The sequence below is a fragment of the Intrasporangium chromatireducens Q5-1 genome, assembly GCF_000576575.1.
Lineage (GTDB): Bacteria > Actinomycetota > Actinomycetes > Actinomycetales > Dermatophilaceae > Intrasporangium_A > Intrasporangium_A chromatireducens.
The window spans coordinates 1-22,252 of sequence record NZ_AWQS01000053.1; the positions used below are offsets into that span (position 1 = coordinate 1).

20 protein-coding genes are annotated in these 22,252 nt (G+C 69.0%); 16 read left to right on the forward strand and 4 right to left on the reverse strand.

Annotation, left to right across the window (positions count from 1 at the left end; translation table 11 throughout):
* Positions 1–72 precede the first annotated feature (72 nt).
* On the reverse strand, positions 73–1,383 hold the full coding sequence (locus N864_RS08645; protein WP_276203096.1) for an MFS transporter: 1,311 nt from the start codon (positions 1,381–1,383) through the stop codon (positions 73–75).
* Positions 1,299–2,003: a GntR family transcriptional regulator gene (locus N864_RS08650; protein WP_034715720.1), complete on the reverse strand. Its 705-nt coding sequence runs from the start codon at positions 2,001–2,003 to the stop codon at positions 1,299–1,301. Before N864_RS08650 ends, N864_RS08645 begins: the two co-directional genes overlap by 85 nt.
* Before the next feature lie 280 nt (positions 2,004–2,283).
* Here N864_RS08650 and N864_RS08655 point away from each other — a divergent pair, with 280 nt between their 5' ends.
* The 13 genes from N864_RS08655 to N864_RS08715 all read left to right on the forward strand — a co-directional run bounded on the left by N864_RS08655 (position 2,284) and on the right by N864_RS08715 (position 17,836).
* Positions 2,284–3,642: an MmgE/PrpD family protein gene (locus N864_RS08655; protein WP_162164519.1), complete on the forward strand. Its 1,359-nt coding sequence runs from the start codon at positions 2,284–2,286 to the stop codon at positions 3,640–3,642.
* Between the two features lie 35 nt (positions 3,643–3,677).
* The gene (locus N864_RS08660; RefSeq protein ID WP_034715724.1) at positions 3,678–4,826 is read left to right on the forward strand and encodes an acyl-CoA dehydrogenase family protein; all 1,149 of its coding nucleotides are present in this window, start codon (positions 3,678–3,680) and stop codon (positions 4,824–4,826) included.
* Positions 4,823–6,229, forward strand: coding sequence for an MmgE/PrpD family protein (locus N864_RS08665; protein ID WP_051518363.1), 1,407 nt, complete (start codon positions 4,823–4,825; stop codon positions 6,227–6,229). Before N864_RS08660 ends, N864_RS08665 begins: the two co-directional genes overlap by 4 nt.
* Positions 6,226–8,340 carry an acetate--CoA ligase family protein gene (locus tag N864_RS08670; protein WP_051518364.1) on the forward strand — a complete coding sequence of 705 codons (2,115 nt, stop codon included), beginning with the start codon at positions 6,226–6,228 and terminating at the stop codon, positions 8,338–8,340. The genes N864_RS08665 and N864_RS08670 overlap by 4 nt, the downstream gene beginning before the upstream one ends.
* A 29-nt stretch (positions 8,341–8,369) precedes the next feature.
* Positions 8,370–9,503 carry an ABC transporter ATP-binding protein gene (locus N864_RS08675; protein ID WP_051518365.1) on the forward strand — a complete coding sequence of 378 codons (1,134 nt, stop codon included), beginning with the start codon at positions 8,370–8,372 and terminating at the stop codon, positions 9,501–9,503.
* Between the two features lie 3 nt (positions 9,504–9,506).
* Positions 9,507–11,246: an ABC transporter permease gene (locus N864_RS08680; RefSeq protein WP_081793582.1), complete on the forward strand. Its 1,740-nt coding sequence runs from the start codon at positions 9,507–9,509 to the stop codon at positions 11,244–11,246.
* Positions 11,247–11,284: 38 nt separating this feature from the next.
* Positions 11,285–12,448, forward strand: coding sequence for an extracellular solute-binding protein (locus N864_RS08685; protein WP_051518366.1), 1,164 nt, complete (start codon positions 11,285–11,287; stop codon positions 12,446–12,448).
* A 131-nt stretch (positions 12,449–12,579) separates the two neighbouring features.
* Complete coding sequence (locus N864_RS08690; protein WP_034715726.1) at positions 12,580–13,353, forward strand: enoyl-CoA hydratase/isomerase family protein; 774 nt, start codon at positions 12,580–12,582, stop codon at positions 13,351–13,353.
* Complete coding sequence (locus N864_RS08695) at positions 13,350–14,573, forward strand: CoA transferase (RefSeq protein WP_034715727.1); 1,224 nt, start codon at positions 13,350–13,352, stop codon at positions 14,571–14,573. Before N864_RS08690 ends, N864_RS08695 begins: the two co-directional genes overlap by 4 nt.
* Positions 14,570–15,412, forward strand: coding sequence for an HpcH/HpaI aldolase/citrate lyase family protein (locus tag N864_RS08700; RefSeq protein WP_240474265.1), 843 nt, complete (start codon positions 14,570–14,572; stop codon positions 15,410–15,412). The genes N864_RS08695 and N864_RS08700 overlap by 4 nt, the downstream gene beginning before the upstream one ends.
* Positions 15,409–16,152, forward strand: coding sequence for a 3-oxoacyl-ACP reductase FabG (gene fabG / locus N864_RS08705; protein ID WP_034715730.1), 744 nt, complete (start codon positions 15,409–15,411; stop codon positions 16,150–16,152). Before N864_RS08700 ends, fabG begins: the two co-directional genes overlap by 4 nt.
* The gene (locus N864_RS08710) at positions 16,149–17,375 is read left to right on the forward strand and encodes an acetyl-CoA C-acetyltransferase (RefSeq protein WP_034715732.1); all 1,227 of its coding nucleotides are present in this window, start codon (positions 16,149–16,151) and stop codon (positions 17,373–17,375) included. The genes fabG and N864_RS08710 overlap by 4 nt, the downstream gene beginning before the upstream one ends.
* Entirely contained in the window at positions 17,372–17,836 is a 465-nt protein-coding gene (locus tag N864_RS08715; protein WP_051518367.1) for a MaoC family dehydratase, read from the forward strand. The genes N864_RS08710 and N864_RS08715 overlap by 4 nt, the downstream gene beginning before the upstream one ends.
* 167 nt (positions 17,837–18,003) lie before the next feature.
* Here the strand turns inward: N864_RS08715 and N864_RS25645 are convergent, their stop codons facing one another.
* A complete protein-coding gene (locus N864_RS25645) occupies positions 18,004–18,315 on the reverse strand; it encodes an HTD2 family dehydratase (RefSeq protein WP_205620903.1) in 312 nt (103 codons plus the stop codon).
* A gap of 68 nt (positions 18,316–18,383) precedes the next feature.
* Positions 18,384–18,908 carry an HTD2 family dehydratase gene (locus tag N864_RS25650; RefSeq protein ID WP_051518369.1) on the reverse strand — a complete coding sequence of 175 codons (525 nt, stop codon included), beginning with the start codon at positions 18,906–18,908 and terminating at the stop codon, positions 18,384–18,386.
* Positions 18,909–19,542: 634 nt separating this feature from the next.
* On the opposite strand from N864_RS25650, the gene N864_RS08725 reads away from it, so the two are divergent.
* From N864_RS08725 to N864_RS24105, 3 genes are all read left to right on the forward strand, one after another.
* Positions 19,543–19,935 (forward strand): hypothetical protein, encoded by a 393-nt coding sequence (locus tag N864_RS08725; RefSeq protein ID WP_034715733.1) that lies wholly within the window; start codon positions 19,543–19,545, stop codon positions 19,933–19,935.
* Complete coding sequence (locus tag N864_RS08730) at positions 19,932–20,672, forward strand: RES domain-containing protein (protein ID WP_034715735.1); 741 nt, start codon at positions 19,932–19,934, stop codon at positions 20,670–20,672. The genes N864_RS08725 and N864_RS08730 overlap by 4 nt, the downstream gene beginning before the upstream one ends.
* 272 nt (positions 20,673–20,944) lie before the next feature.
* Entirely contained in the window at positions 20,945–22,054 is a 1,110-nt protein-coding gene (locus tag N864_RS24105; protein ID WP_081793586.1) for a DUF2971 domain-containing protein, read from the forward strand.
* Positions 22,055–22,252: the final 198 nt, after the last annotated feature.

The window sequence follows — 22,252 nt, forward strand, 5'->3', positions numbered from 1 at the left end:
TCGTCGTACACCACGGACCCGGACTTGACCTTGTAATCCTGGAGGGGCTGCCTCGCCCACACCTGGACCGTCTCAGGCAGAGCTCGTCTCAGCAGCGCCGGGTCGCACGTCCGGGCGCGTGGCGTTGTAGGTCGTCGTCGCGGAAGAGAGCAGTACCAGACCACACCCCACGAAGATGGAGCCGACGCCGAGTGCGGCGGCGAGGCTGCCCGCCGCGAGCGGCACGAGGACCTGTCCGAGCCGGTTGCCCGCGAGGCGCACGGACAGGGCCGCAGACCGGTTATTCGCGTCGGCGACCTGCGTCACCCACGTCATGGTCAGGGGCTGGCCGATGCCCCAGAAGAACCCGGCCACCAGCATCGCCAGCGTCAGGACGGGGACGTTCGAGGTCATCGGCAGCGCGAGGATCGCCAGTGCCGAGACGCCTGTAGCCGAGACCAGCAGCCATCGCCGTGCCACGTGCCGCAGCAGCCACGGCATCAGCGCGCGAGAGGCGACTGAGGTCACGGTGCGCGCGGTGAGCAGGGCGGTGACGGTGCCGATGGACAGGCCGATCTCCTGGCCAAGAACAGGCAGATAGGCCATCACGAGGTCCATGCCAGTGAGGACCGCCAAGCTCGAGTAGATCGCCGGCTTCATCCCGCGCGTTCCCAAGATCTGGGTCGCCGTCTGACGCCGCTCGGCGTGCTCGGCCCGGCTCACGTGCTCGTTGGACCGGGCCGCGAACGTGTAGGCGAGCGGGATGGCGACGGCGGACAGGGCCGCAAGGACGAGCAGTGCCGGGGTCGTGACGGCATGGCCAGCCGCGTCGACGCCGGCCGCAGTCGCGACGGCACCGGCGATCGGAAACCCGAGCAGCTGGCCGGTGGAGACGCCGAGCGTGAGGTGTGCAAAGCGGCTGTCGAGGGTCTCCTCGGGGGACCACATCGGGATGAGGCTCTGGCACGCGACCGTGTGCAGCATCTGCCCGAGGCCGAGCAGGGCGCTGGCGGCGCTGAGCACGAGGACGCTGGGGCTCAGGGCCGCCAACAGGACGGCGGCTGCCGAGAGGCCCAGGCCGAGCCGCAATGCCGCGACCCCGCGCCCGCGGTCGACCGCCCGCCCGATTTGGATCGCGACGAGCAGGGGCAGGACCGCGAAGGCTGCAGTGACGACACCCACGGTCAGGGCGTCGCCACCCAGGGCCAGGGCCCGATAGGACATGAGCGTCCGCACGCCTGACAGGACGGCGTGCGAGACCAGCGAGGCCGCGACGATGCAAGGGAACCAGCCGAAGGGTAGACCCCCGCCGCGCCGGCTCAGGACCGGCCCTCGGCGAGTCCGTTCTTTGCAGACCGGCCGCCGTGTGCCCGGAGGTCGGCGTTGCTCTCCCGCAGTTCCCAGGCGTGCATGACGTGCGCGAACATCAGCTGGCGCGCCCGCGAGCCGTCGCGCTGCTCGAGGGCCTCGATGATCTCGTCGTGGTCCTTCGACAGTGAGGAGCTGAAGTCGGTGACCCCCCACAGCGTCACCGACGGCTTGAACCGGGCCCAGAGGAACTGGACCGCCTCGACGACGATGGGCGAGGTCATCTGGTAGATCGTGAAATGCATGTCCTTGTTGAGCAGCGAGAGCTTGGGGGCCGGGACGCCCTCCAGGACCGCCCGCTTGAGCTCGTCGTTGGCCGCCTTGACCTTGCCGAGTGCCGCCTCATCGAGGCGCTCCACGGCAAGCTCGCAGCCGAGCCCCTCCATCTCCGCACGTAGCCGGTAGAGGTCCTGCGCCATCTGTGGGGTCACATCTCGCACCGTCGCCCCGCGGTGGCTCGTGTACTCGATCATCCCGTCTGCCGCGAGCATGAGCAGCGCCTCGCGGACCGGGGTGGGACTGACGCCGTAGCGCTTTGCGATGGCCGCCTGGCGCAGCTGCTCACCGGGGCTGATCGTGCCGGCCTGGAGCTCGGCGCGCAGCCGGTCGAGCACGTACTCGGTGCGGCTCTGGGGGAGAGACCCCGTCTCACTCATCCGTCGTGCTCCTCCGGTCGCCGTCGGCCCTGCCCTGCGTCGGGCGTGCTGAGCGCTGAACCTAGCACACAGCCTCTTTTCAATGGAGTCGTTTGTAGATTCTATAGAATCTATTGACAGGCCAGCAGGGACCTGCTTCTCTTGTCCGCGAGCAGCCGACACCCCCGGCTGCGACTGGTCTGAGGGCCGACATCTCGGCTTCCCCTCTTGAGCGCGACACCCGCCGGCACACCGGCTCGGACACCCACGGACCCTCACCCGCATGGAGCAAGGAGCAACGATGCCCCGCACCTCAATGTCGCCAGAGACAGCCATGACCTCGTGGTGCGTCCTGGACGAGGCAGCCCGGGAGCGTGTCCGACAGCTCGTGGTCGACGCACTCGCGCTAGCAGCTGCGGGCACGGCCAACGACGACGCGCGCCGTGCCCTGGCCGGACTGGCAGCCGTCGCTCCCGGTGAGACGACGGTTCCCTGGACCGACCTGCGCCTCGCGGCGCCCCAGGCTGCGCTTGCGCTCTCCATGCTCATCCACGCGTGGGACTTCGATGACACCCACGACGAGGCCGTGGTGCACACCGCGACCGTGGTGGTGCCCAGTGCCCTCGCGGCCGGCGCAATCGCGCCCGTCCCCGGCGATGGCCTCCTCGGCGCCGTCGCTGCTGGTGTGCAGGTCTTCTCCCGGCTTGCGCGCCTGGTCGGCGCACGGCCCGGCGTCATCCGCACCGCCGGGGTGGGACCTGTGGCAGCGGCCGTGACGGCGGCTCATGTCTTCGGCCTCGATGAGGAAACCACCCGGGCCGCAGCGGCGCTGGCGGTCGGGTCCACCCTCTCCCCGTCCTCCCGGCAGGCTGTCGTCGACGGTTCCGTCGCCAAGCGACTCCAGCCGGGCTTCGCCGCCGCCACTGGGCTCACGAGCGCCGGACTCGCTCGCGCCGGGCTCAGCGGCCCGCACGGCTGGCTGACCGGTGACTTCGGGATGCTGCCCGGCACCGACACGACCTGGGCGCATCTGTTGGCGGGGCCCGCGGAGATCAACGACGTCGCCGTCAAGCCCTATCCCGCATGCCGTTACACCCACGCGGCCCTCGTCGCTGCCCATGAGGTCCACGCCACGCAGCCGACGCTCGGCGCCGGCGACAGGGTCGTGGTTCATGTGCCCGCCGGGGCGGCATACGCGCTCGTCGCCCGTCCGTACGCCGAGCGCGGCGAGCCCCTCGTCGACGCCCAGTTCTCAATTCCGTGGCAGATCGCCGCGATCTGGGCCACCGGCTCCTACGAGCTGCAAACCCTGACCCGACACCTGCACGACCCCCGCATTCCCCAGCTCGCCCGGCAGGTCGAGGTCCGCCAGGACCTGCCCGAGAGCGCGGTCATGTCCGGGGCGCGCCTCGACCTCGTGCGCGACGGCGCCGTCGTCGCCACGGCCGACGCCGACATGCCTGGGGCCGGCGCAGCCCTCCCGCGCGAGGTCCTCGGTGCCAAGGCCCGCTCCTGCCTCGAGGTTGCCGGCGTCGCGGACCCAGGGAGCGCCGTGGAGCGTCTCTTCGACCTGGTGGATGCACTGCCCGACCTCGACGCAGACGCCACCACCCTCGCCCTGCGCGAGCTGAGCCCGGGCGCGCCCATCCAGCAGCGCTGACCACGACCCCGCACAACACCGACGAAGGAACCTCGATGGACTTCACCCTGTCCCCTGAACAGACCGCCTTGGTCGACTCCGTGACCAAGCTGGCCGAGCGCGAGTTCGGCCCGAAGGCCTACACCCGGACCGAATTCGCCTGGGACAGCCTCAAGGTGCTCGCTGAGAACGAGCTGACGGGGCTCACCCTCCCCGTCGAGCTCGGTGGGCAGGGCGCCTCGCTCCTTGACGCCGTACTCGTCATGATGGCGATCACCAAGGTCTGTCCGCACTCCGCCGACGCCTTCCAGGCGGCCAACTTCGGGGCCATCCGCCAAGTTGCCAAGTTCGGCTCGGACCGGGTCAAGGAAGAGGTGCTGCCCCGGCTGCTCGCAGGCGAGGCGCTCGTCACGGCGGGCATGAGCGAGCCCGACGCCGGCAGTGCCCTGACCGACCTCCGCACCAGCGCCCGCTACGACGGCGACGATGTCGTGCTCAACGGCCAGAAGATCTGGAACTCGCATGGCCCGGATGCCACCCACTCCGTGGTCTGGTGCCGTTTTGGCCCGACGTCTCGGGACATCGGCGCGGTGCTCGTGCCTTTCGACTCGCCCGGCTTCTCCCGGGGGAAGCGCGAGCTGCACATGTCCGGTGAATCGCACTGCCAGCTCTACTTCGAGGAGTGCCGCGTACCGCGCGAGTACGTCCTCGCCGATCAAGGCGCGCTGGGCAAGATGCTGTCCATCTTCGGCGTCGAGCGGATGGGTAACGCCTCACGCGCCCTCGCCCTCGCCGAGTTCGCCTATGAGGGTGCCGTCGAGCACGCCAAGGTGCGCAAGGCCTTCGGCAAAGACCTCTGCGAGTTCCAAGGCCTGCAGTGGAAGTTCGCCGACATGCGCGTCCAGCTCGACGCTGCCCGGATGCTGCTGTTCCGGGCCGTCGCGAACGCCGACGCCGGCGCACCTGACAGCACGGAGGCTGCCATCGCCAAGCTCTACTCGAACCAGACCGCGTTCACCGTCGCGAACGAGGCCCTTCAGGTGTTCGGGGCCTCCGGCTACAGCCAGGAGTTCCCCTACGAGTACATCGTGCGGCGCACCCGTGGCTGGATGATCGCCGGCGGCTCGGTCGAGATCCTCAAGAACACGATCGCGGGATCGATCTTCGGACGGCGGTTCGACCAGCGAGCGGGGGCCTCCAAGTGACGGTCACCGAGCGGGACCGGGCCCCGGAGGCGGACCAGGCCGTCGGCCTCACCGACGCTCTCATCGGCTGGGCCCTCGAGGCCGTCGCCAAGCCTCTCCCCGAGGAGGTCGAGCACCATGTGCGCCGGCTCCTCGTCGACTACATGGCCGCGGTCGTCCCCGGCTCCCGCACTGACGTCTCGCACGCGGTCGCGGAGCATGTCGCCGAGAGTTACGGGGCGACCGGTCGCACTGCAACGGCCGTCGGGCTGGGGCAGGTGTCCGCGGCGGGCGCCGCCTTCGTCAACGGAACGAGTGCGCACAGCCTCGAGGTCGACGACGGCTACACCCCGGGAAGCGTGCACCCGAGCAGTGTCGCCTTCCCCTCCGTCCTCGCCGCAGCCGAAGCACAGGACGCCGACCCCGACCGCACGCTGCGCGCGCTCGCGGTCGCACTCGAGACCGTGTGCCGCCTGGCGGCGGCCGGCCACCCTGCGACGTGGCGCAACCACTTCCACAACACGCCGCTGTCCGGTGTCATCGGGGGCGCCCTCGGCGTGGGCGTGCTGCGCGGGCTGTCGTTCGACGACCTGCACCACGCGCTCGGCATCGCCGCCTCGCACGCCGGCGGCCTCTTTGCCTTCCTCGGCAAGTCGGCCGAGGTCAAGCGTGTGCATCCGGGCAAGGCGGCCCGGGACGCCGTCACCAGTGTCGACCTCGCTATCGCCGGGATCACCGGGCCTCGCTCCATCCTCGAGACGGCTCACGGCTACATCGACGCGTTCGCCCAGGACGGCTTCAACGCTGAGACGCTCCTCGGGGGCGTCGGCGAACGCTGGGTCGTCCTTGACTCGTACGTCAAGCCCTACCCCTCATGCCGTCACCTGCATGGCCCGATCGACGCGGTCCTCGCCCTCCGGGCCGAGCACGGGCTCCGCGCCGACGAGGTCGCCTCGGTGACCGTGCGCACCTACACGGTGGCGTCGCACCACGCGGCCGTCGATGCGGACTCGCTGCTCGACGCCCAGATGAGCATCCCGTATGCCGTCGCGACCGCACTCACGCACGACGAGGTCGGTCTCACCGAGTTCGGCGAGCAGGCTCGGGCCAACCCCGCCCTGCGAGATCTGGCCCGTCGGGTCACGGTGGTCGCCGATCCCGACGCCGACGCCCGCTACCCACGACTCCGTCCGGCGACGGTCGAGCTGAGGCTGCACGATGGTCGCGACGTCGCGGTGGAGGTACCGCTGCCCTACGGTGAGCCGGGAAATCCCGTCACCGACGAGGAGATCACCGCCAAGTTCGTCCGGCTCGCCGCTCCCGTCATCGGGACCGCGACCACCGAGGTTGCCGACAAGTTGTGGCGCTTCACGTCCCTCGACATCCTGGCCGACATCGACCTGCTCACGAGGGCCGCGTCATGACCGCGACCACGACACAGACCTCAGAAGTGAGCGTCAGCGCCCAGCGGGTCGGGCAGGCCCTCCTCGCGCCAGCCGCCGTCGCCATCGTCGGTGCATCTGACGATCCCTCGAAGACCACCGCCCGGCCGCTGCGGTTTCTGCGTGAAGCCGGGTTCGCCGGTCGGGTCTATCCGATCAATCCGCGCCGCGAGACGGTCCTGGGAGAGCAGGCTTGGCCCAGTATCGCGGCCCTGCCGGAGACCCCGGACCACGTGTTCATCGTGGCCGACACGAGGTTCGTCGTCGACGCGGTCCGCGATTGCGGCATCGCCGGTGTGCCGGTCGTGACCATCCTCTCCGGTGGCTTCGGCGAGGGGGGAGCCGAGGAGAAGGCGCGCGCCGCCGAGCTCCGCGCTGTGGCACGCGAGCATGGTGTGCGCCTCGTCGGCCCGAACAGCATCGGTGTCGTGAACTCGCGCAACGGCCTCATGCTCACCGCCAACGCCGCCTTCGCCGAGGAGGCACCTGTCGGGACGAGCCTCGTCGCCTCGCAGTCCGGCAGCGTCATCGGAGCCCTGATGACGCGTGCGAAGGCACGTGGGCTCGGCTTCGCGGGCTTCGTCTCCACCGGGTCGGAGCTCGACCTCACCCTCGGCGAGATCTGCGAGCTGACCCTGACCGATCCCCAGATCCAGTCCTACACTCTCTTCCTCGAGTCCCTCGAGAACGCAGGGGACCTCGCCAGGTTTGCCGCCGGGGCCGCGGCTCACGGCAAGCCGACCACGGTCTACAAGCTGGGCCGCAGCGACGCTGCTGCCGCGCTGAGCATGACCCACACCGGCTCCCTGGCCGGCGAGGACGCAGAGGCCGAAGCGTTCTTCAGGGCCTGCGGCTTCGCCCGGGTCGACAACTTCGAGGCGCTCATCGAGGCCGAGGCGCTGCAACGACGTGTCGGGCCACCATCCTCACCGGCCCGCTCTCGCGTCGGTGTTATCACCACGACAGGCGGGGGCGCCGCGATCGTCGTGGACCAGCTCGAGACGCGGGGCGTCAGCATCGCCCGCCCGAGCGCCGCGGTCTTCGAACAGCTCGCTGTCGCAGGGCTGGACGTCGCCGACAACCTCATCATCGACCTCACGCTGGCGGGCACCAGGCATGACCTCGTGCGGGCCGCGCTGCAGGTCATGGCGGACAGCGGCGAGTTCGACCTCATCCTCTTCGTCATCGGGTCTTCCGCCCGGCTCAACCCGGAGCTCGCGGTGAGTGCCATCGCCGAGTCGGCCGCTGGTACTGTCCCGATCGCGGCCTGGCCGTTGCCGGACGCGATCGGCTCGCTCACGCTGTTGCACGAGGCTGGCGTCCCGGCGTTCCGGACGGCCGAGGCGTGTGCCGACGCAGTGGCCGCGGTGCTGCGCCGGCAGCCGAGCGAGCGGCACGTGCTCGAGGTCCGGCACGAGGTGCCCTCCCACGAGCAGGTCGTCGCTCTCGACGAGCTCTCGTCGGGCGTGCTGCTGCGCGAGGTCGGCGCCAGCTTCCCAGCCACGACGACCTGCGGACTGGACGGCGTGCCCCTCGACCCTCCCGTCTGGCCCGTAGCCGTCAAGGCACTGTCCGGCAAGCTCCTGCACAAGTCAGACGCCGGCGGCGTCGTGCTGGGGGTCAGGGACCAGGCCGGGCTCGCCGAGGCGGTCAGCCGGATCGCCGCGAACACGACGGCATATGACCCGGAGCTGGGCATCAGCCACTTCCTCGTCCAGAACATGGCCGAGGGGGTTGTCGCCGAAGCCCTCGTCGGCTACCGGGTCAGCCCATCCGTCGGGCCCCTCATCATGATCGCCGCCGGGGGCACCCTCACCGAGCTCTACGGCGACAGCTCGCTGCGTCTCGCTCCGGTCAGCGTCGCGACCGCCCGTCAGATGATCAGTGAGGTCACCGGTCTGCGCGTTGCGGAAGGATTCCGAGGCGGGCCGGTGGGTGACCTCGACGCCCTTGCCGAGTTCGTGTCGAAGGTGTCGCAGCTCGCCGCCTCCCCGGAGATCGTGGAGGCCGAGGTCAACCCAGTCGCCGTCCTGGAGAAGGGCCGCGGAGTAGTCGCCCTGGACGCCGTCGTTCGTCGGGCCGTCGAGGCCTGACCCGACCTATTGGAAGGACTAGCGGTCACATGGACGTCAAGATCAAGAACCTCTCGCTGACGTACGGCGACTTCACCGCGGTGAAGAACCTCAGTCTCGAAATCGACAACGGTGAGTCTCTCGTGCTGCTCGGCAAGTCCGGCTGCGGGAAGACGAGCACCATGCGCTGCGTGGCCGGGCTGGAAGACCCCTCCGGCGGCTCGATCACCATCGGGGACACCGCCGTCGTCGACGCGGACCGGTCGGTCAACCTGTCACCGAACAAGCGCAACGTCGGGCTGGTCTTCCAGTCCTACGCGGTGTGGCCCCACATGACTGTCCTGGAGAACGTCTCGTTCCCGCTGCGCATGAAGAAGGCCCCGAAGTCGCAGATCCGGGCGAAGGCGCTGGAGACCCTCGAGCTCGTCGGCCTGGCCCACGTCGCCCACAAGGGCGCCAGCATGCTTTCCGGCGGGCAGATGCAGCGGGTGGCCCTGGCACGCAGCCTTGCCATGGAGCCGGCGGTCATGCTCCTCGACGAGCCGCTGTCCAACCTCGATGCTCGGCTCCGCGAGGACCTGCGTGTCGAGCTGCGCCGGCTCCAGGTAGAGCTCGGCCTCACCTCGATCTACGTCACGCACGACCAGGGCGAGGCACTCGCCCTGGCTGACCGGATCGCGATCATGCAGGACGGCCGGATCTCGCAGCTGGCGACCCCCGAGGAGACCTATCGGCGGCCAGCGTCGGCTTCGATCGCCGAGTTCCTCGGCGTTTCCAACATCTTCAAGGTGCAGCCCGCCAGCCCGCTGGACATGCGGGTCCGCCTCGCCGAGCACGACCTCGAAGTCGCACTCGACACCGCGGACGCCATGCTTACCGGCGACGACAGCATCTGCATCCGGCCAGAGCATGTGCGCGTGGCGTCCGGCCCCGCGCCCGCCGGACCGAACACGTGGAACGGAACCGTCCTCGTATCGGTCTTCCAAGGTGCGTACGCGCGCTGTACCGTCCAGGTCGACAACGGCCCGGCCATCGACGTGCACGCAGACGTGCGGGACCTGGCGGAGTTCCATCAGGGCGACCGGGTCCACGTCCGCCTGGACCCCCACCACGTGCGGCTCCTTCCCCAGCACGCGCCCGTCCACGATGAGACCGTCCCCGTGCCGGTGCCGCAGGGGGTGTGATCGATGACTGAACTCGTCGCCTCACCCGGAGCCCGGAAGAGCCACCGCGCCAAGGGTGGCCCCCGACTGCGCCCGGCACGGGTCGTCCCGAGCATCGTGGTCCTGGCGGTCCTCGCCGTCCTCATCCTCGTCCCAGCGGCTCTCGTCGCGCTTGCATCGGTCTCATCGGACGTCCCACGTCCGGGCAACGTCACCGGGGACCTGACCTGGGGCAACTTCGGGGTCCTCGCCGAGACCGGCACACGTCAGGCCATGACGAACTCGCTCGTCATCAGCGTCGTCGCAACGATCCTCGCGTGTGCCATCGGTGCGGGCCTGGCGTTCCTCGCGGCTCGCACGGACATCCACGTTCCGAAGTTCGTCTATCTCGTCGGCCTGATGCCCATGTTCCTGCCGTCGTACGTCGGCGCCCTCGCATGGTCGCTCCTCGGCAGCCCGAACTCCGGCCTGCTCAACATCCTCCAGCGAGACCTCGGGCTCGACCTGCCACTCAACACGTACTCGATCCCGGGGATGATCTTCGTCTTCGCGATCTACTACGCCCCGTACACCTTCCTGCTCATGCACGGCTCGATGTCGATGATGGGCCCGGACCTCGAGGAAGCCGCGCGCGTCCACGGCGCGAGCACGCGCCGGATGCTCTTCCGGGTCTCGTTCCCCCTCGCGATGCCTGCCCTCATCGGTGCCGCCATCCTGACGTTCGTCCTGATCTTCGAGAACTTCCCGGTGGCCCAGGTGCTCGGTTCGCCGGGTGGGATCGACACCCTGCCCACTCTGATCTTCCGCTTGCTGAACGCCACGCCCTCGCGTGGCACCGAGAGTGCTGCGATCTCGGTCGTGCTGGTCGCGGTCGTCATCCTCGTGACCTGGCTGCAGAAGCGGTTCCTCGCCAAGCGGTCCTTCACGACGATCACCGGCAAGGGCGTCCGGCAGAAGAAGGTCGCCCTGGGCAGGGCGCGGCTGCCGATCTTCCTGCTGGTCATCGGCTTCTTCCTCGTCTCCCTGGTGCTGCCGGTCCTCGCCCTGGTCGTCGTGTCGGGCCAGACGTCCCCCTACATGACCTCGCTCAGCGAGCTCTTCGCACCCGGAGGGCTCGAGTTCGGCTCCTACGCCGACGTCGTCGCCTCGGACACGTTCCGCTCCGTCACGGGCAACAGCGTCATCGTCAGTGTCGTCGCGGCAGCGTCGGGTACCGCGATCGCCTTCATCTCGGCCTACATCGTCTACCGGTCCAAGTCCGTGGGACGCACCGTCATCGAGGGCGTCTCGATGGTGCCGCTCGCGATCCCGGCCGTCGTGCTCGGCATGGGTCTGCTCTGGACATGGCTCGTCATGCCGGTGCCGCTCTACGGCACGCTCGCGGTCCTCGTCGTCGCCTTCCTCGCCGTCCAGACCTCGCAGGGCTTCCGTGGCATCGCGGCCTCCATCCTGGCGACAGACCGCGACCTCGAGGACTCCGCCGTCATGCTCGGAGCGTCTCGCATCCGCGCAATCACGGCGGTCACGGTCCCGCTCATGAAGGCGGGTCTGCTCTCCACGTTCGTGCTCCTGCTCATGCTGAGCATGCGCGAACTCACCGTGCCGCTCTACCTCTACACCAGCGACACCAAGATCCTCTCGATCGCGATCTACGACGCGTTCGAGAACGGCGGGGCACTGCGCCAGGCCGCCGCGATGAGCGTCATCTACGTCGTCATCATGTTCGTCCTGTCCTACCTCCCGCGGGTCCGCTCCGGTCGCTGACCCCGGACCGTGGCTCATCGAGCAAAGGAGCTCCAACCATGAAGAACGTCCCTCGTACCTACGTCGCCCTCGCGACCATCGGTGTCCTGGCTCTGTCGGCCTGCGGCAGTGCCTCCGCCGGGAACCCCGGGGCAACGGCGAAGGCCGCGAACGCGGCGGCGGTCGCAACAGACATCCTCAAGATGCCCACGATCGACGACTCGAACGGCCTGGTCCTCGACGGGGAGCTGGTCGCAGACAAGGCGCTGCTCGAGGCAGCTCGGGCCGACAAGGTCGTCTGGTACACCGGGTCGGGCGCAGAGAGCGCGAAGCTCACCGCGGCGCGCTTCGAAGCCGAGACCGGCGTCAAGGTCGAAATGACCCGTATGCCATCCGGAAAGCTCAACGAGCGTGTCCTCAGTGAGGCAGGCGCCGGCCGCCTGTCTGCCGGTGTCGTCACCATCACCGACCCGACGATGGCGGACGGGATGACAGACGGGAAGGTGTTCACCACCTACACCGAGATGCCCTTCCAGAAGCAGCTCGAGGGCATGAAGAACGTCGTCTGGCGCGACGGCGCCTACTACACCTCCTACTACTCGGCGTACGCATTCGCGTACAACAGCAAGGCGGTCAAGCCGGAGGACGCGCCGAAGAAGTGGGCCGACCTGCTCGACGAGAAGTGGAAGAACAAGCTGGGCATCGTCAACGCGGGTGCGGGGGGGACGGTGCAGGGCCTCGCGGCCTTCCAGGAGGACCACCTTGGCAAGGACTACTGGGCCAAGCTTGCAGCCCTGAAGCCACGCATCTTCGACACGACGTCGGTCCAGCTGGAGGCCATGGCGCGCGGGGAAATTCTCGCCGGGACTGCCGGGTTCAACAGCACCTATGGCGCAGAGAAGTCGGGTGCTCCGGTCAAGCTCGTGGTTCCGGATGACGGCATCTCGGGCACGTTCAACATGCAGGGGCTCACGACGACGGGCAGCAAGAGCGCCGCGGCGAAGCTCTTCATGAACTGGACCTGGTCGAAGGCCGGACAGAACTTCGCTGCCGCCCAGGGCTTCGTCGCTGCCCGCACAGACATCGACCAGGTGCCGACTGGCGAGTACCAACTGCCGAAGGCCTCGGACCCGTCGTTCATCGTCTACACGCCGGACGAGGCCCGCACCCGCGGCACCGACATCGTGAGCCGCTGGAACAAGACGTTCAACTTCAGCGGCTGATCGCCGGCCCGTTCTCCCGCAGGCCCGCTCACAAGATGGGCCTGCGGGAGCGGTCCGCCTGCCCGCTGACGGCACACCCAGGCGCCGAGCGGTCACGGTCTGGCGCCTCGATCAACCATGAGGAGACCGACATGAGCGACGAGGTCATTGTCACGCACAGCGGACACGTGCTGCTCGCACGCCTGAACCGGCCCACCATGCGCAACGCGCTCGACGACGCCACCCTGACCGGCCTGTTCGAGGCGCTCGACGAAGCGGAGGCGACCGGAGCTCGTGCGGTCGTCCTGACCGGGGGGGATGCCTACTTCTCCTCCGGCGGTGACGTGCGATCGATGCCGGGTCCGGACGCCGGGCTCTTCGGCCCCGCCCGGCGCCTGGACCGCATCCACGCCCTGATCGCACGGCTGATCGGATCGGACCTGCCGGTCGTCGCCGCGGTCGAGGGGTATGCCGTCGGCGCTGCGCTTGGCGTCGTGCTGGCCTGTGACCTCGTCGTAGCCGCGGAGGACGCCCGCTTCATGGTGCCGTTCGCCGCCCGCGGCCTCACGGCCGATGCCGGTGCGGCGTGGCACCTGACTCGTCGGCTGGGTCACCAGCGGGCGGCCGCGCACCTGCTGCTCGGTGAGCCCCTGCCAGCGACCGAGGCGCACCGGGTCGGGCTCGTCACCCGGCTCGTTCCGGCGGGAACGGTGACGGAGGCGGCGCTCGAGCTCGCAGACCGCCTCGGCAGTGGGCCGCGCGAGTCGAACGCCGTGACGAAGTCCCTGATGGTGCGCGCGACCGCCGACGAGCTGCGCTCCTTCCTCGACGTGGAACGGCTCGGCGTATCGCTGGCCGGCCACGGAGAGGACTCGCGGGAGGGCCGCCTTGCTTTCATGGAGAAGAGGAAGCCGAACTTCCAATGACCACCCCTCCCCTGAGCCACCTTCGTGTCCTTGAGTGCGCCACCTTCGTCGCCGGACCCTCGTGCGGTATGACCTTGGGCCAGCTCGGCGCCGAGGTCCTGCGAGTCGACCTGCCCCAGGGCGGCAGTGACCACCAGCGCTGGCCACTGGCGACTTCCGGTGCCAGCCTCTACTGGGCGAACCTCAACAAGGGCAAGCGCTCCGTCACCATCGACTACCGGCTGCCGGCCGGCCGAGAGCTCGTCGTGGAACTGGCCACCAGGCCCGGCGCCGGCTCCGGCGTCTTCGTCGACAACCTCGTCGGCAGGTCAGCGCTCACTCGGGCCGAGCTCCTTGAGCGCCGCTCCGACATGATCACCATGCGTATCCTTGGGTTCCCTGATGGGCGCCCAGCCGTCGACTACACCGTGAACGCGGCGGTCGGGGTGCCGTACATGACCGGCCTGGCCGGGTCGGGCGAGCCAGTCAACCATGTCCTGCCCGCTTGGGACCTGCTCACCGGGGCCATGGCGGCGGTCGGCCTCCTCGCCGCGGTGACTCAGCGCCAGCAGACGGGGGAGGGGGCGGACCTGCAGATCGCGTTGGCCGACGTGGCCCTGTCCGGTGTGGGTGCGCTCGGCTGGCTCGCCGAGGCCCTGCAGGACGGCCCGCGGGCGGCCCACGGCAACCACGTCTTCGGCAGCTTCGGCACCGACTTCGCCACGAGCGACGGGGAACGGGTCATGATCGTGGCCCTCACCCAGGGCCAGTGGCAGGCGCTGTGCGACGTGACTGGGACCGGGGCGGTCTTCGACGCCCTCGAGTCCGCGCTCGGGACGGACCTGCGCGAGGAGTCGGCACGCTACGAGCTGCGCGAGACGATCGGATCGATCCTGCGCCCGTGGTTCTCCGCTCGGCCCATCGCCGAGGTCCGGGAGGACCTGGACCGGGCCCGCGTCCTCTGGGGCCCCTATCGCACCATGTCAGACGCCGCGGCTCTGGCCCGACAGGATGCGACCTCGGTCGCGTCTGAGGTCGAGCAGCCGGGCATCGGCCGCATGCTCGCCACCACGATCCCTGTCCGGTGGAACGGCGGGACGAGTGCGCCGGCGCCAGCTCCGGTCCTCGGCGCCGACACCGAACAGGTGCTGGCCGAGGAACTCGGCCTCTCCGGCGCAGAGATCGGTGCGCTGCTGCAGAGGGGCGTCGTCGGCGTCCCGGGCCGGGCGGAGGCCTCGTGAGTCGTTCGCCGAGCGTCATGACCGAGCGGGTGCGCCACGCCCTGAGCTTCCTCTTCGTGCCGGGGGATCGGCCGGCACGGTTCTCCCGGGCCACAGCGTCCGGGGCCGATGTCGTCGTCCTGGACCTCGAGGACGGCGTCGGGCCCGACGCGAAGGAGACTGCTCGCCGCCTAGTGGCTGACCACCTGGGCCAGGGACTTCTGGCAGCGGTCCGGGTGAACCCACCCGGCACCCAGGGCCACGAGGCGGACGCGCGGATGTGTGCCGCATACGGCGCGGTCGTCATGGTGCCGAAAGCGGTGGCGGGGCCGGCCCTGGCGGCGCTGGCCCAGTTCGGCGTCATCGCCCTCGTGGAGACCGCTCAGGGCGTGCTCGAGGCCCCGACGATCGCCCGGACCCCCGGTGTGCTGCGGCTGGCACTTGGCCACCTCGACCTCGCCGCGGAGCTCGGGGTCGATAACGATCACCGGCCGGCGATCGATCCGAGCCGCACCGCGCTGGTCCTCGCCTCAGCCGCTGCGGGCCTCTCCGGGCCCGTGGACGGCGTGACCACGGCCATCCGAGACCGGGCGGTGCTCACCGACGACCTCGCTCACGCACGCGGTCTCGGCATGACTGGCAAGTTGTGCATCCACCCGGACCAGGTGGAGCCGAGTCGTACGGCGCTCCGGCCGAGCCCCGAGCAGGTGGCATGGGGCCGCCGCGTCCTCGACGCGTCGCGCGACGGTGCCGTGGCAGTGCTTGACGACCGGATGGTCGACCGACCTGTTGTGGAGCGCGCTCGACGCATCGTCCGCTCCGCGACCGACACCACACCTACATCGAAAGGACAGTCATGAGACCGCTGCTTGAAGGCAGGACGGCCGTCGTCACCGGAGGGGCACAGGGGATCGGACTGGCGATCGCACGCACCTTCCTCGCCGAGGGTGCCAAGGTCGTGGTCGGGGATCTTGACGGGCAGGCGGCGGCCGCGGCAGCGGCCGAGCTCGGCGGCGAGGACACGGTGGTCGGCGTGCCGTGCGACGTGGTTTCCGGCGAGGACGTGCAGCGGCTCATCGACGAGGCGGCCGGCAGGTTCGGCGGCCTCGACGTGTTCGTCAACAACGCCGGGATCACCCGGGACGCGACGATGCGCACGATGACCGAGGACCAGTTCGACGCGGTGATCGCGGTGCACCTGAAGGGTACCTGGCACGGCACACGGCTTGCCAGCGCCCACATGCGTGAGCGCAAGAGCGGCGCGATCGTCAACCTGTCGTCGCTCTCGGGCAAGGTCGGCATGGTGGGCCAGACGAACTACTCCGCCGCCAAGGCCGGTATCGTCGGCATGACGAAAGCTGCCGCAAAGGAGATGGCTCACCACGGGGTGCGGGTCAACGCCATCCAGCCCGGGCTGATCCGCAGTGCGATGACCGAGGCGATGCCGCAGAAGGCCTGGGACCAGAAGATGTCCGAGATCCCCATGCAGCGCGCCGGTGAGATCGAGGAGGTCGCCTCGGTCGCCCTCTTCTACGCCTCCGACCTGTCCTCCTACATGACGGGGACGGTCGCCGAGGTGACCGGGGGGCGTTTCATGTGAGCGGCGCATCCGGCACCGATGTCGTCATCTGCGAACCGCTCCGCACCCCGATCGGAGGCTACGGCGGCAGCCTCAAGCAGGTCAGCGCCGTCGACCTCGGAGTGACCGTCCTCTCCGAGCTCATGGCCCGGACCGGTATCTCAGGCGAGCACGTGGACGACGTGATCCTCGGTCACTGCAACCCGAACAGCGAGGCGCCCGCCATCGGGCGCGTCGTGTCCCTGACCGCCGGCCTGCCGGTCACCGTCCCGGGCCAGCAGCTCGACCGACGCTGCGGCTCGGGGCTGCAGGCCGTGCTTACCGCCGGGATGATGGTCCAGACCGGCGCGGCCTCGCTCGTCGTCGCCGGCGGCACCGAGAGCATGAGCAACGTCCCCTTCTACACTACGGACGCCCGGTGGGGAGCGGCTCGCTCGGGCATGACGATGCACGACGCGCTGGTGCGAGCTCGAGTGACGGCGGGTGGGGCGAAGTATCCCGTGACGGGAGGCATGATCGAGACCGCCGAGAACCTGCGGGCCGAGTACGCAATCTCGCGCGAGGAGCAGGACGAGCTCGCCGTCGAGTCACACCGCCGCGCCGTCGCCGCCCAGCGGGCTGGGCTGTTCGCGGAGGAGCTGGTGCCCGTGACGATCTCGTCACGGCGTGGGGACACGGTCGTCGACGTGGACGAGCACCCACGAGCGGACACCTCGCTCGAGGCGCTCGCCCGTCTGCGACCGATGCTGGGGAGCACTATCGAAGGTGCCACGGTCACTGCGGGGAACGCCAGCGGGCAGAACGATGCCGCAGCGATGTGCATCGTCACGACGCGGGAGCGCGCAGAATCTCTCGGCCTGGACCCGCTCGTGCGGATCGTCTCCTGGGCGGTGGCAGGCACTCCGCCGCGCACGATGGGTATCGGGCCGGTACCCGCCACCGCTCTGGCCCTGCAGCGCGCCGGGCTGACACTGGCCGACATCGACCTGATCGAGCTCAACGAAGCCTTCGCGGCGCAGGTGCTTGCTGTGCTCCGCGAGTGGGGCTTCGGGGCCGAGGACCGGGAGCGCCTCAATGTCAACGGGTCCGGCATCTCGCTCGGGCACCCGGTCGGCGCGACGGGGGCACGGCTCATCGGCTCGCTGGCCCGCACCCTGCGTCGTCGCGAGGGACGGTATGGCCTCGCTACCTTGTGCATCGGTGGCGGCCAGGGCCTGTCGGCAGTGGTGGAGCGGGTCGCGTGAGGGGCCCGCTGGTCATTCCGGACCGCGCCGGCCTCGAGGCGGCTGTCGGGGTTGAACTTGGGCCGGGCCCGTGGCTACGGATCGATCAACAGCGAATCGACACCTTCGCGGACGCGACCGGTGACCACCAATGGATCCACACCGATCTCGGACGCGCCCAGCAGGGCCCGTATGGCCGAACCATCGCCCACGGTTACCTCACGCTGTCGCTGATCTCGTCGCTCGCCGAGGACCTCTATCGATTCGATCTCGGCACGGCGCGGCTCAACTATGGGCTGGACAAGGTCCGGTTCCCGACACCGGTGCCAGTGGGTTCGCGGGTGCGGCTGCGCTGCACCATCGCCGCCGTGACCGAACGGGCCGGTGGCCTGCTCGTGCCCATCGACTTCACCGTCCAGCTGGAGGGCTCGGACAAGCCCGCGTGTCTGGCACGGAAGATGAGCTTGATCCTGACCGGCTGATCTCGGGCCGACGAGGCCGTGCGAAGGGCAGGTATCTCCAACGGGGCCGGCGTCGTGGACCCGGCCCCGTGCGCCTCCAGTGGGAGCTGGATGGTCTGGCTGTCCAACGACGGCTTGACACGACGTGGTGAGCGTTTGCCAATGCCCGACGACCTCGATCCTGGGGATCAGTGTGTCGGGGAGATGGTCAGGGTGGTGTGGGTCGTCCCCGTGTCACAGGTCAGTGAGAGCAGTCGCCTGCCCTGTTCGTCGTCGGTGGCCACAGCTCGGGCGGGCGGCCCGCAGAAGAGCGGCGCGTTCGAGCGGTGCTCGAAGCGGTATGCCGCTGCCTTGTGTCTCGTGAGCCGGGCCACCTCCGCCAGGGAGAGGGTCATCAGCGGTCCGTGTACGACGAGGCCCGGATAGCCCTCGACTCCTGTGGTGTAGGGCCAGTCGTAGTGGATCCGGTGCCCGTTGCTCGTCGCGGCGGAGAAACGCATCAGCCGCACCGGGTCAGTCGCGAAGTCGAAGGCCCGTCCGGCCGTGCCGTGAGGAGCCGAGGGGCGATCTAAGGCTGGGGGAGCAGTGCCGGGCGGGAGGCCTCAGGGTCGCGGGCTTCGCGGTAGACGATGTCCTGTTGCTCGGTGATGGCGAGGACCTCACCGCCGCTCGGCGTCGGCACATGGATCCTGGTCTCGACCACGACGATGACCAGGCGGCCGCTGCGGCCCTCCTTCCGGGTGACAGAGACGACCTCGTCCGTGCGACGCACGGTTGCCCCGACCGGTACCGCAGCATGCAGGACGACGCGACCACCGGCGAACATCCGGCGCGGCAAGCCCGTGTCGGGCATGAAACCGCCGACCGTGGGGTGTCCGTGCCGACCCATGAGGCCCGCAGCGGGCCACGATGGCAAGGCGGCCCAGTGCCAGAGCGGCGGCAACGGATCCCCGATCCCGGGTGTGCCGAGGCCGTCATCGAACAGCGCTGCGAGCGCCTGGACAGGAGCCGGCTCGACGACCTCGTGCGACTCGCGCACTCCGCCGGACCGCTTCATCGGCGCGGTGGCAAGTGAGCCGTCGGGCGCGGTCATGCTGATCTCCTCGGTCAAACAGTTCGCCCTGAACGGGCGGCGGTTAACGAGCTGCGACGTTGCGCTGATCACCGGCTGGCGCCACGTGATCGTCAGGGCCGTGAGATGCGTGATTCTTCCGTGTTTTCAGTGAGTCGGTCTCAGCCGTCTCGACTGGCATGCAAAACCGCAGGCCAAAGAGCGTTTGACCTGCGGTTTCGGGTGGTGGCCAGGGGCGGGGTCGAACCGCCGACCTTCCGATTTTCAGACGCACACATCGCCGCAGGTCAACCGCCGTTTCCACCTCCTCGTGCAACGAGTCGTGCAACCAGCTTTGCGTCCTGCTTGCCGGCGGCCACCATGTCCCACGGGAGCCACGATGAGGGCGCGGCTTGTCCGTCGCCGGGCGCATAGGTGGTCTCCGAGCCGGCCCGCGGTAGCCAACAAGATGTCTCCTCCTTTCCTGCCTGAGGTGCCAACGGCAGCGAAGGGACACGATTGGGGCGCCGCTCCCACGCCTCCGACAAGGGGGAGCGGTCCCATCACGGTTTGAGTCGTAATCCGGTTCCCGGGGCGAACTCCTCATGTGATTCTTTGGGATCTCGCCTGTGATACAGGCTGGGATTGGCGCATACTTGAGTCAGGAGGTGCTGCCATGTCCCTGACGCCGGCCCGGCCTGATCTTGCCTTCGCGAGTGCGGCGGTGCGACTGTCCCCTGCTGTCCTGGTCTCCGAGCTGCGTGAGCTGCTCGGCGCCAAGTTGGTTGCCTATCTGGGTGGCGTGAAGGAGACGAGGGCGGTCCGCCAGTGGGCCGAGGGCACTCGCGAGGTCTCCGGCGCAGAGGACCTGCGCCGGCTGCGGGTGGCCTACCAAGCCGCGAAGCTGATCTCCGCGCGCGACACACCGGCCGTGGTGCAGGCCTGGTTCCAGGGCCTCAACCCGGGTCTGCAGGACCGTTCGCCCGCCCGGGTCCTGCGCGAGGGCGACCTCGATGACGTCGGAGCCCAAGTGCTCGCCGCGGCTCGCCAGTTCAGCGCTGTCGGGTGACCGGGACGGTGCTGCTGTCGACCGGGTCGGGTGATCTGTGCTGCGTTGACGCCGCCGACCGGGACGTTTGGCGGATTGGGTTCGCGCCGGAGCCGTGGGCATGGACGCCGTGGGAGTACGCCGACGGGGGCCGGTTCAACGGACGCTGGGACGACCCCGACGGGATCTGGCGGACGCTCTACGTGGGCGCCAGCCGCCTCGTCTGCTTCCTCGAAGTGCTTGCGCCGTTCCGGCCTGACCCTGCGCTGGCAGCCGAGATGGACGCCATCGACGAGGATCAAGAGGACACCGCAACTCACCCCATGATCGCCTCCGCCCGGCTACCGCGTTCCTGGTGCGGCCCGCGGCGGCTCGGCAGTGGCCGGCTCGCCGGCTGGTTCGTCGCTCCCGGCCATACGGAGTCCTTGCCGACCCTGCGCGCTCGGTTCCTGCGCTTGGCGCGTCACCTTGGGTTACCCGACGTGGACGCCGCCGCGATCCGCGCGGCCGAACCCCGCGCGTTCACCCAAGCCGTCGCGGCATGGCTGCACGACCTCGACTGGCCCGACGGGCAGCCGGTGGCCGGCATCCAGTTCGAGTCGCGCCACGGCGACGACCTGACGCTGTGGGCCAACTTCGAACGATCGCCAGACGAGCCGGTCTCGTCAAAGCTGCACGACCTGACAGACGCGCCCCTCGACGCTGACGATCCTGACCTCGTTGAGGCAATGCGCATCCATCGTCTCGACTGGAGCTGAACAACGCTCGAAGCGCTGGGCGGGGGGCGGCAGCCGGCCGACTCCTCGAAGGGCACCCGTCCCACAAGCGGCGGATAGACGCGGGTACGGACGCACCACTCGCGGCATGTGCGCGCGTCGGCTGGGCAGTCTGTGCTGCCCCTTCCGGGTACGACCGCGTAACGCACGATGAGGCACGGATCTCGGCAACCCCGCTACTCGCGAAACGCCCCCCGGTGCAGCCTTGGCGTGTCGGTAGCGGGTCGGGCGTCGGCGAAGGAGATGATGCGCCCGTGGTCGAAAGCACAGCCGACGATGGCTTGGACAATTTCGAGCGGATAAATGGCAAGCGCGAGCAGATAGATCGTCTGTTGGAGACGTTCGCCCGCGATCGCAGCGAACATGACGCCCGCTGGATGGAAGTCCAAGCGCCTCCCAGGCGGCTTTACCACTACACTACCGTTGACGGACTTCTTGGGATTGTGCGCGCTGGGGCGCTTTGGGCGTCCGACGCGCGGTTCATGAACGACTCATCTGAGTTATCGTATGCAGGCGCCTTGATCAATGAGGTAGTTGAGAGCCGTCTGGCTTCGGTTACGAGTGCCTCGCTGAAGCGGGTCCTGCCCGCACGGCCGGGATTCGCTGATCAATTTGAGTACGGCCGCCGGCCCTTCATTGCGTGTTTCTGCGAGACGGATGATCTGCTATCTCAGTGGCGCGGGTATGGCGCTGGAAGCGCCGGAGTCTCGCTCGGCCTCGATCTGCATATTTTGCCTGTGGCTGGCGGTTTGCCTCCGAACACCTACCTCCGCAAGGTCGAGTACAACGAAGAGAAGCAGCGTGACGCTGTGGCCGTTGTGACCGATGCATGGCTCGCCACCGCAGAGAAGCTACTGGATAGTGGTGTGGAGCCGGATGCGCTGTTCCCTTACCCCGCGATATGGGCTCTGCAAGAGGCTCTGGCGGAATTTCATCTCTGCTTCAAGCACCCGGCTTTCAAAGAGGAGCGGGAATGGCGTCTCATCAAGTTGGTTGATGTTAGGGAAGAGCTGCGACTGCTAGATGATCGGCGAACCCAAGAAATGCTTGCGGCTACGCGGGCGCGCATGGCGGAGCTAACAGGAGAAGCTCAGCCCTCATGGAGCCCGCAGGGCATGCCGAGCACTGCCGAGGGCGTCGAGATTTGTTTCCGATCGTCGCCCATCGGCCTCGTTCCCTATGTGGTGCTCCCGCTTCGAGACACTGCGGGCGTTTTCACCGGGCGGTTGCCCCTATGGGAGGTTAGGCAGGGGCCGACAGGGAACCCGTCGCTGGCAATTGAGTCGCTGGGCGTCTTCCTCAGCTCGCACGGGTACGGCTATCACACCCAAGTCTTGGCCACTGAGGTCCCGCTGCGTACGTAGGGCACCTGCCTGTTGACCGGCGTTCATTTTGCGGATGACGGCGTCATTGGTTTTGCCGATGGTCTGGGTGTGAAACGGCCCCGCTCGCGGTTGGCGGGCGGGGCCGTGGTCGGCGTGGTGACGGGGTGTTCGGCGTGGTGACGGGGCTGGGTTAGTCTGCGCCGGTTTCGGAGATGGCGATGCGCGCGGCTTTCTCGT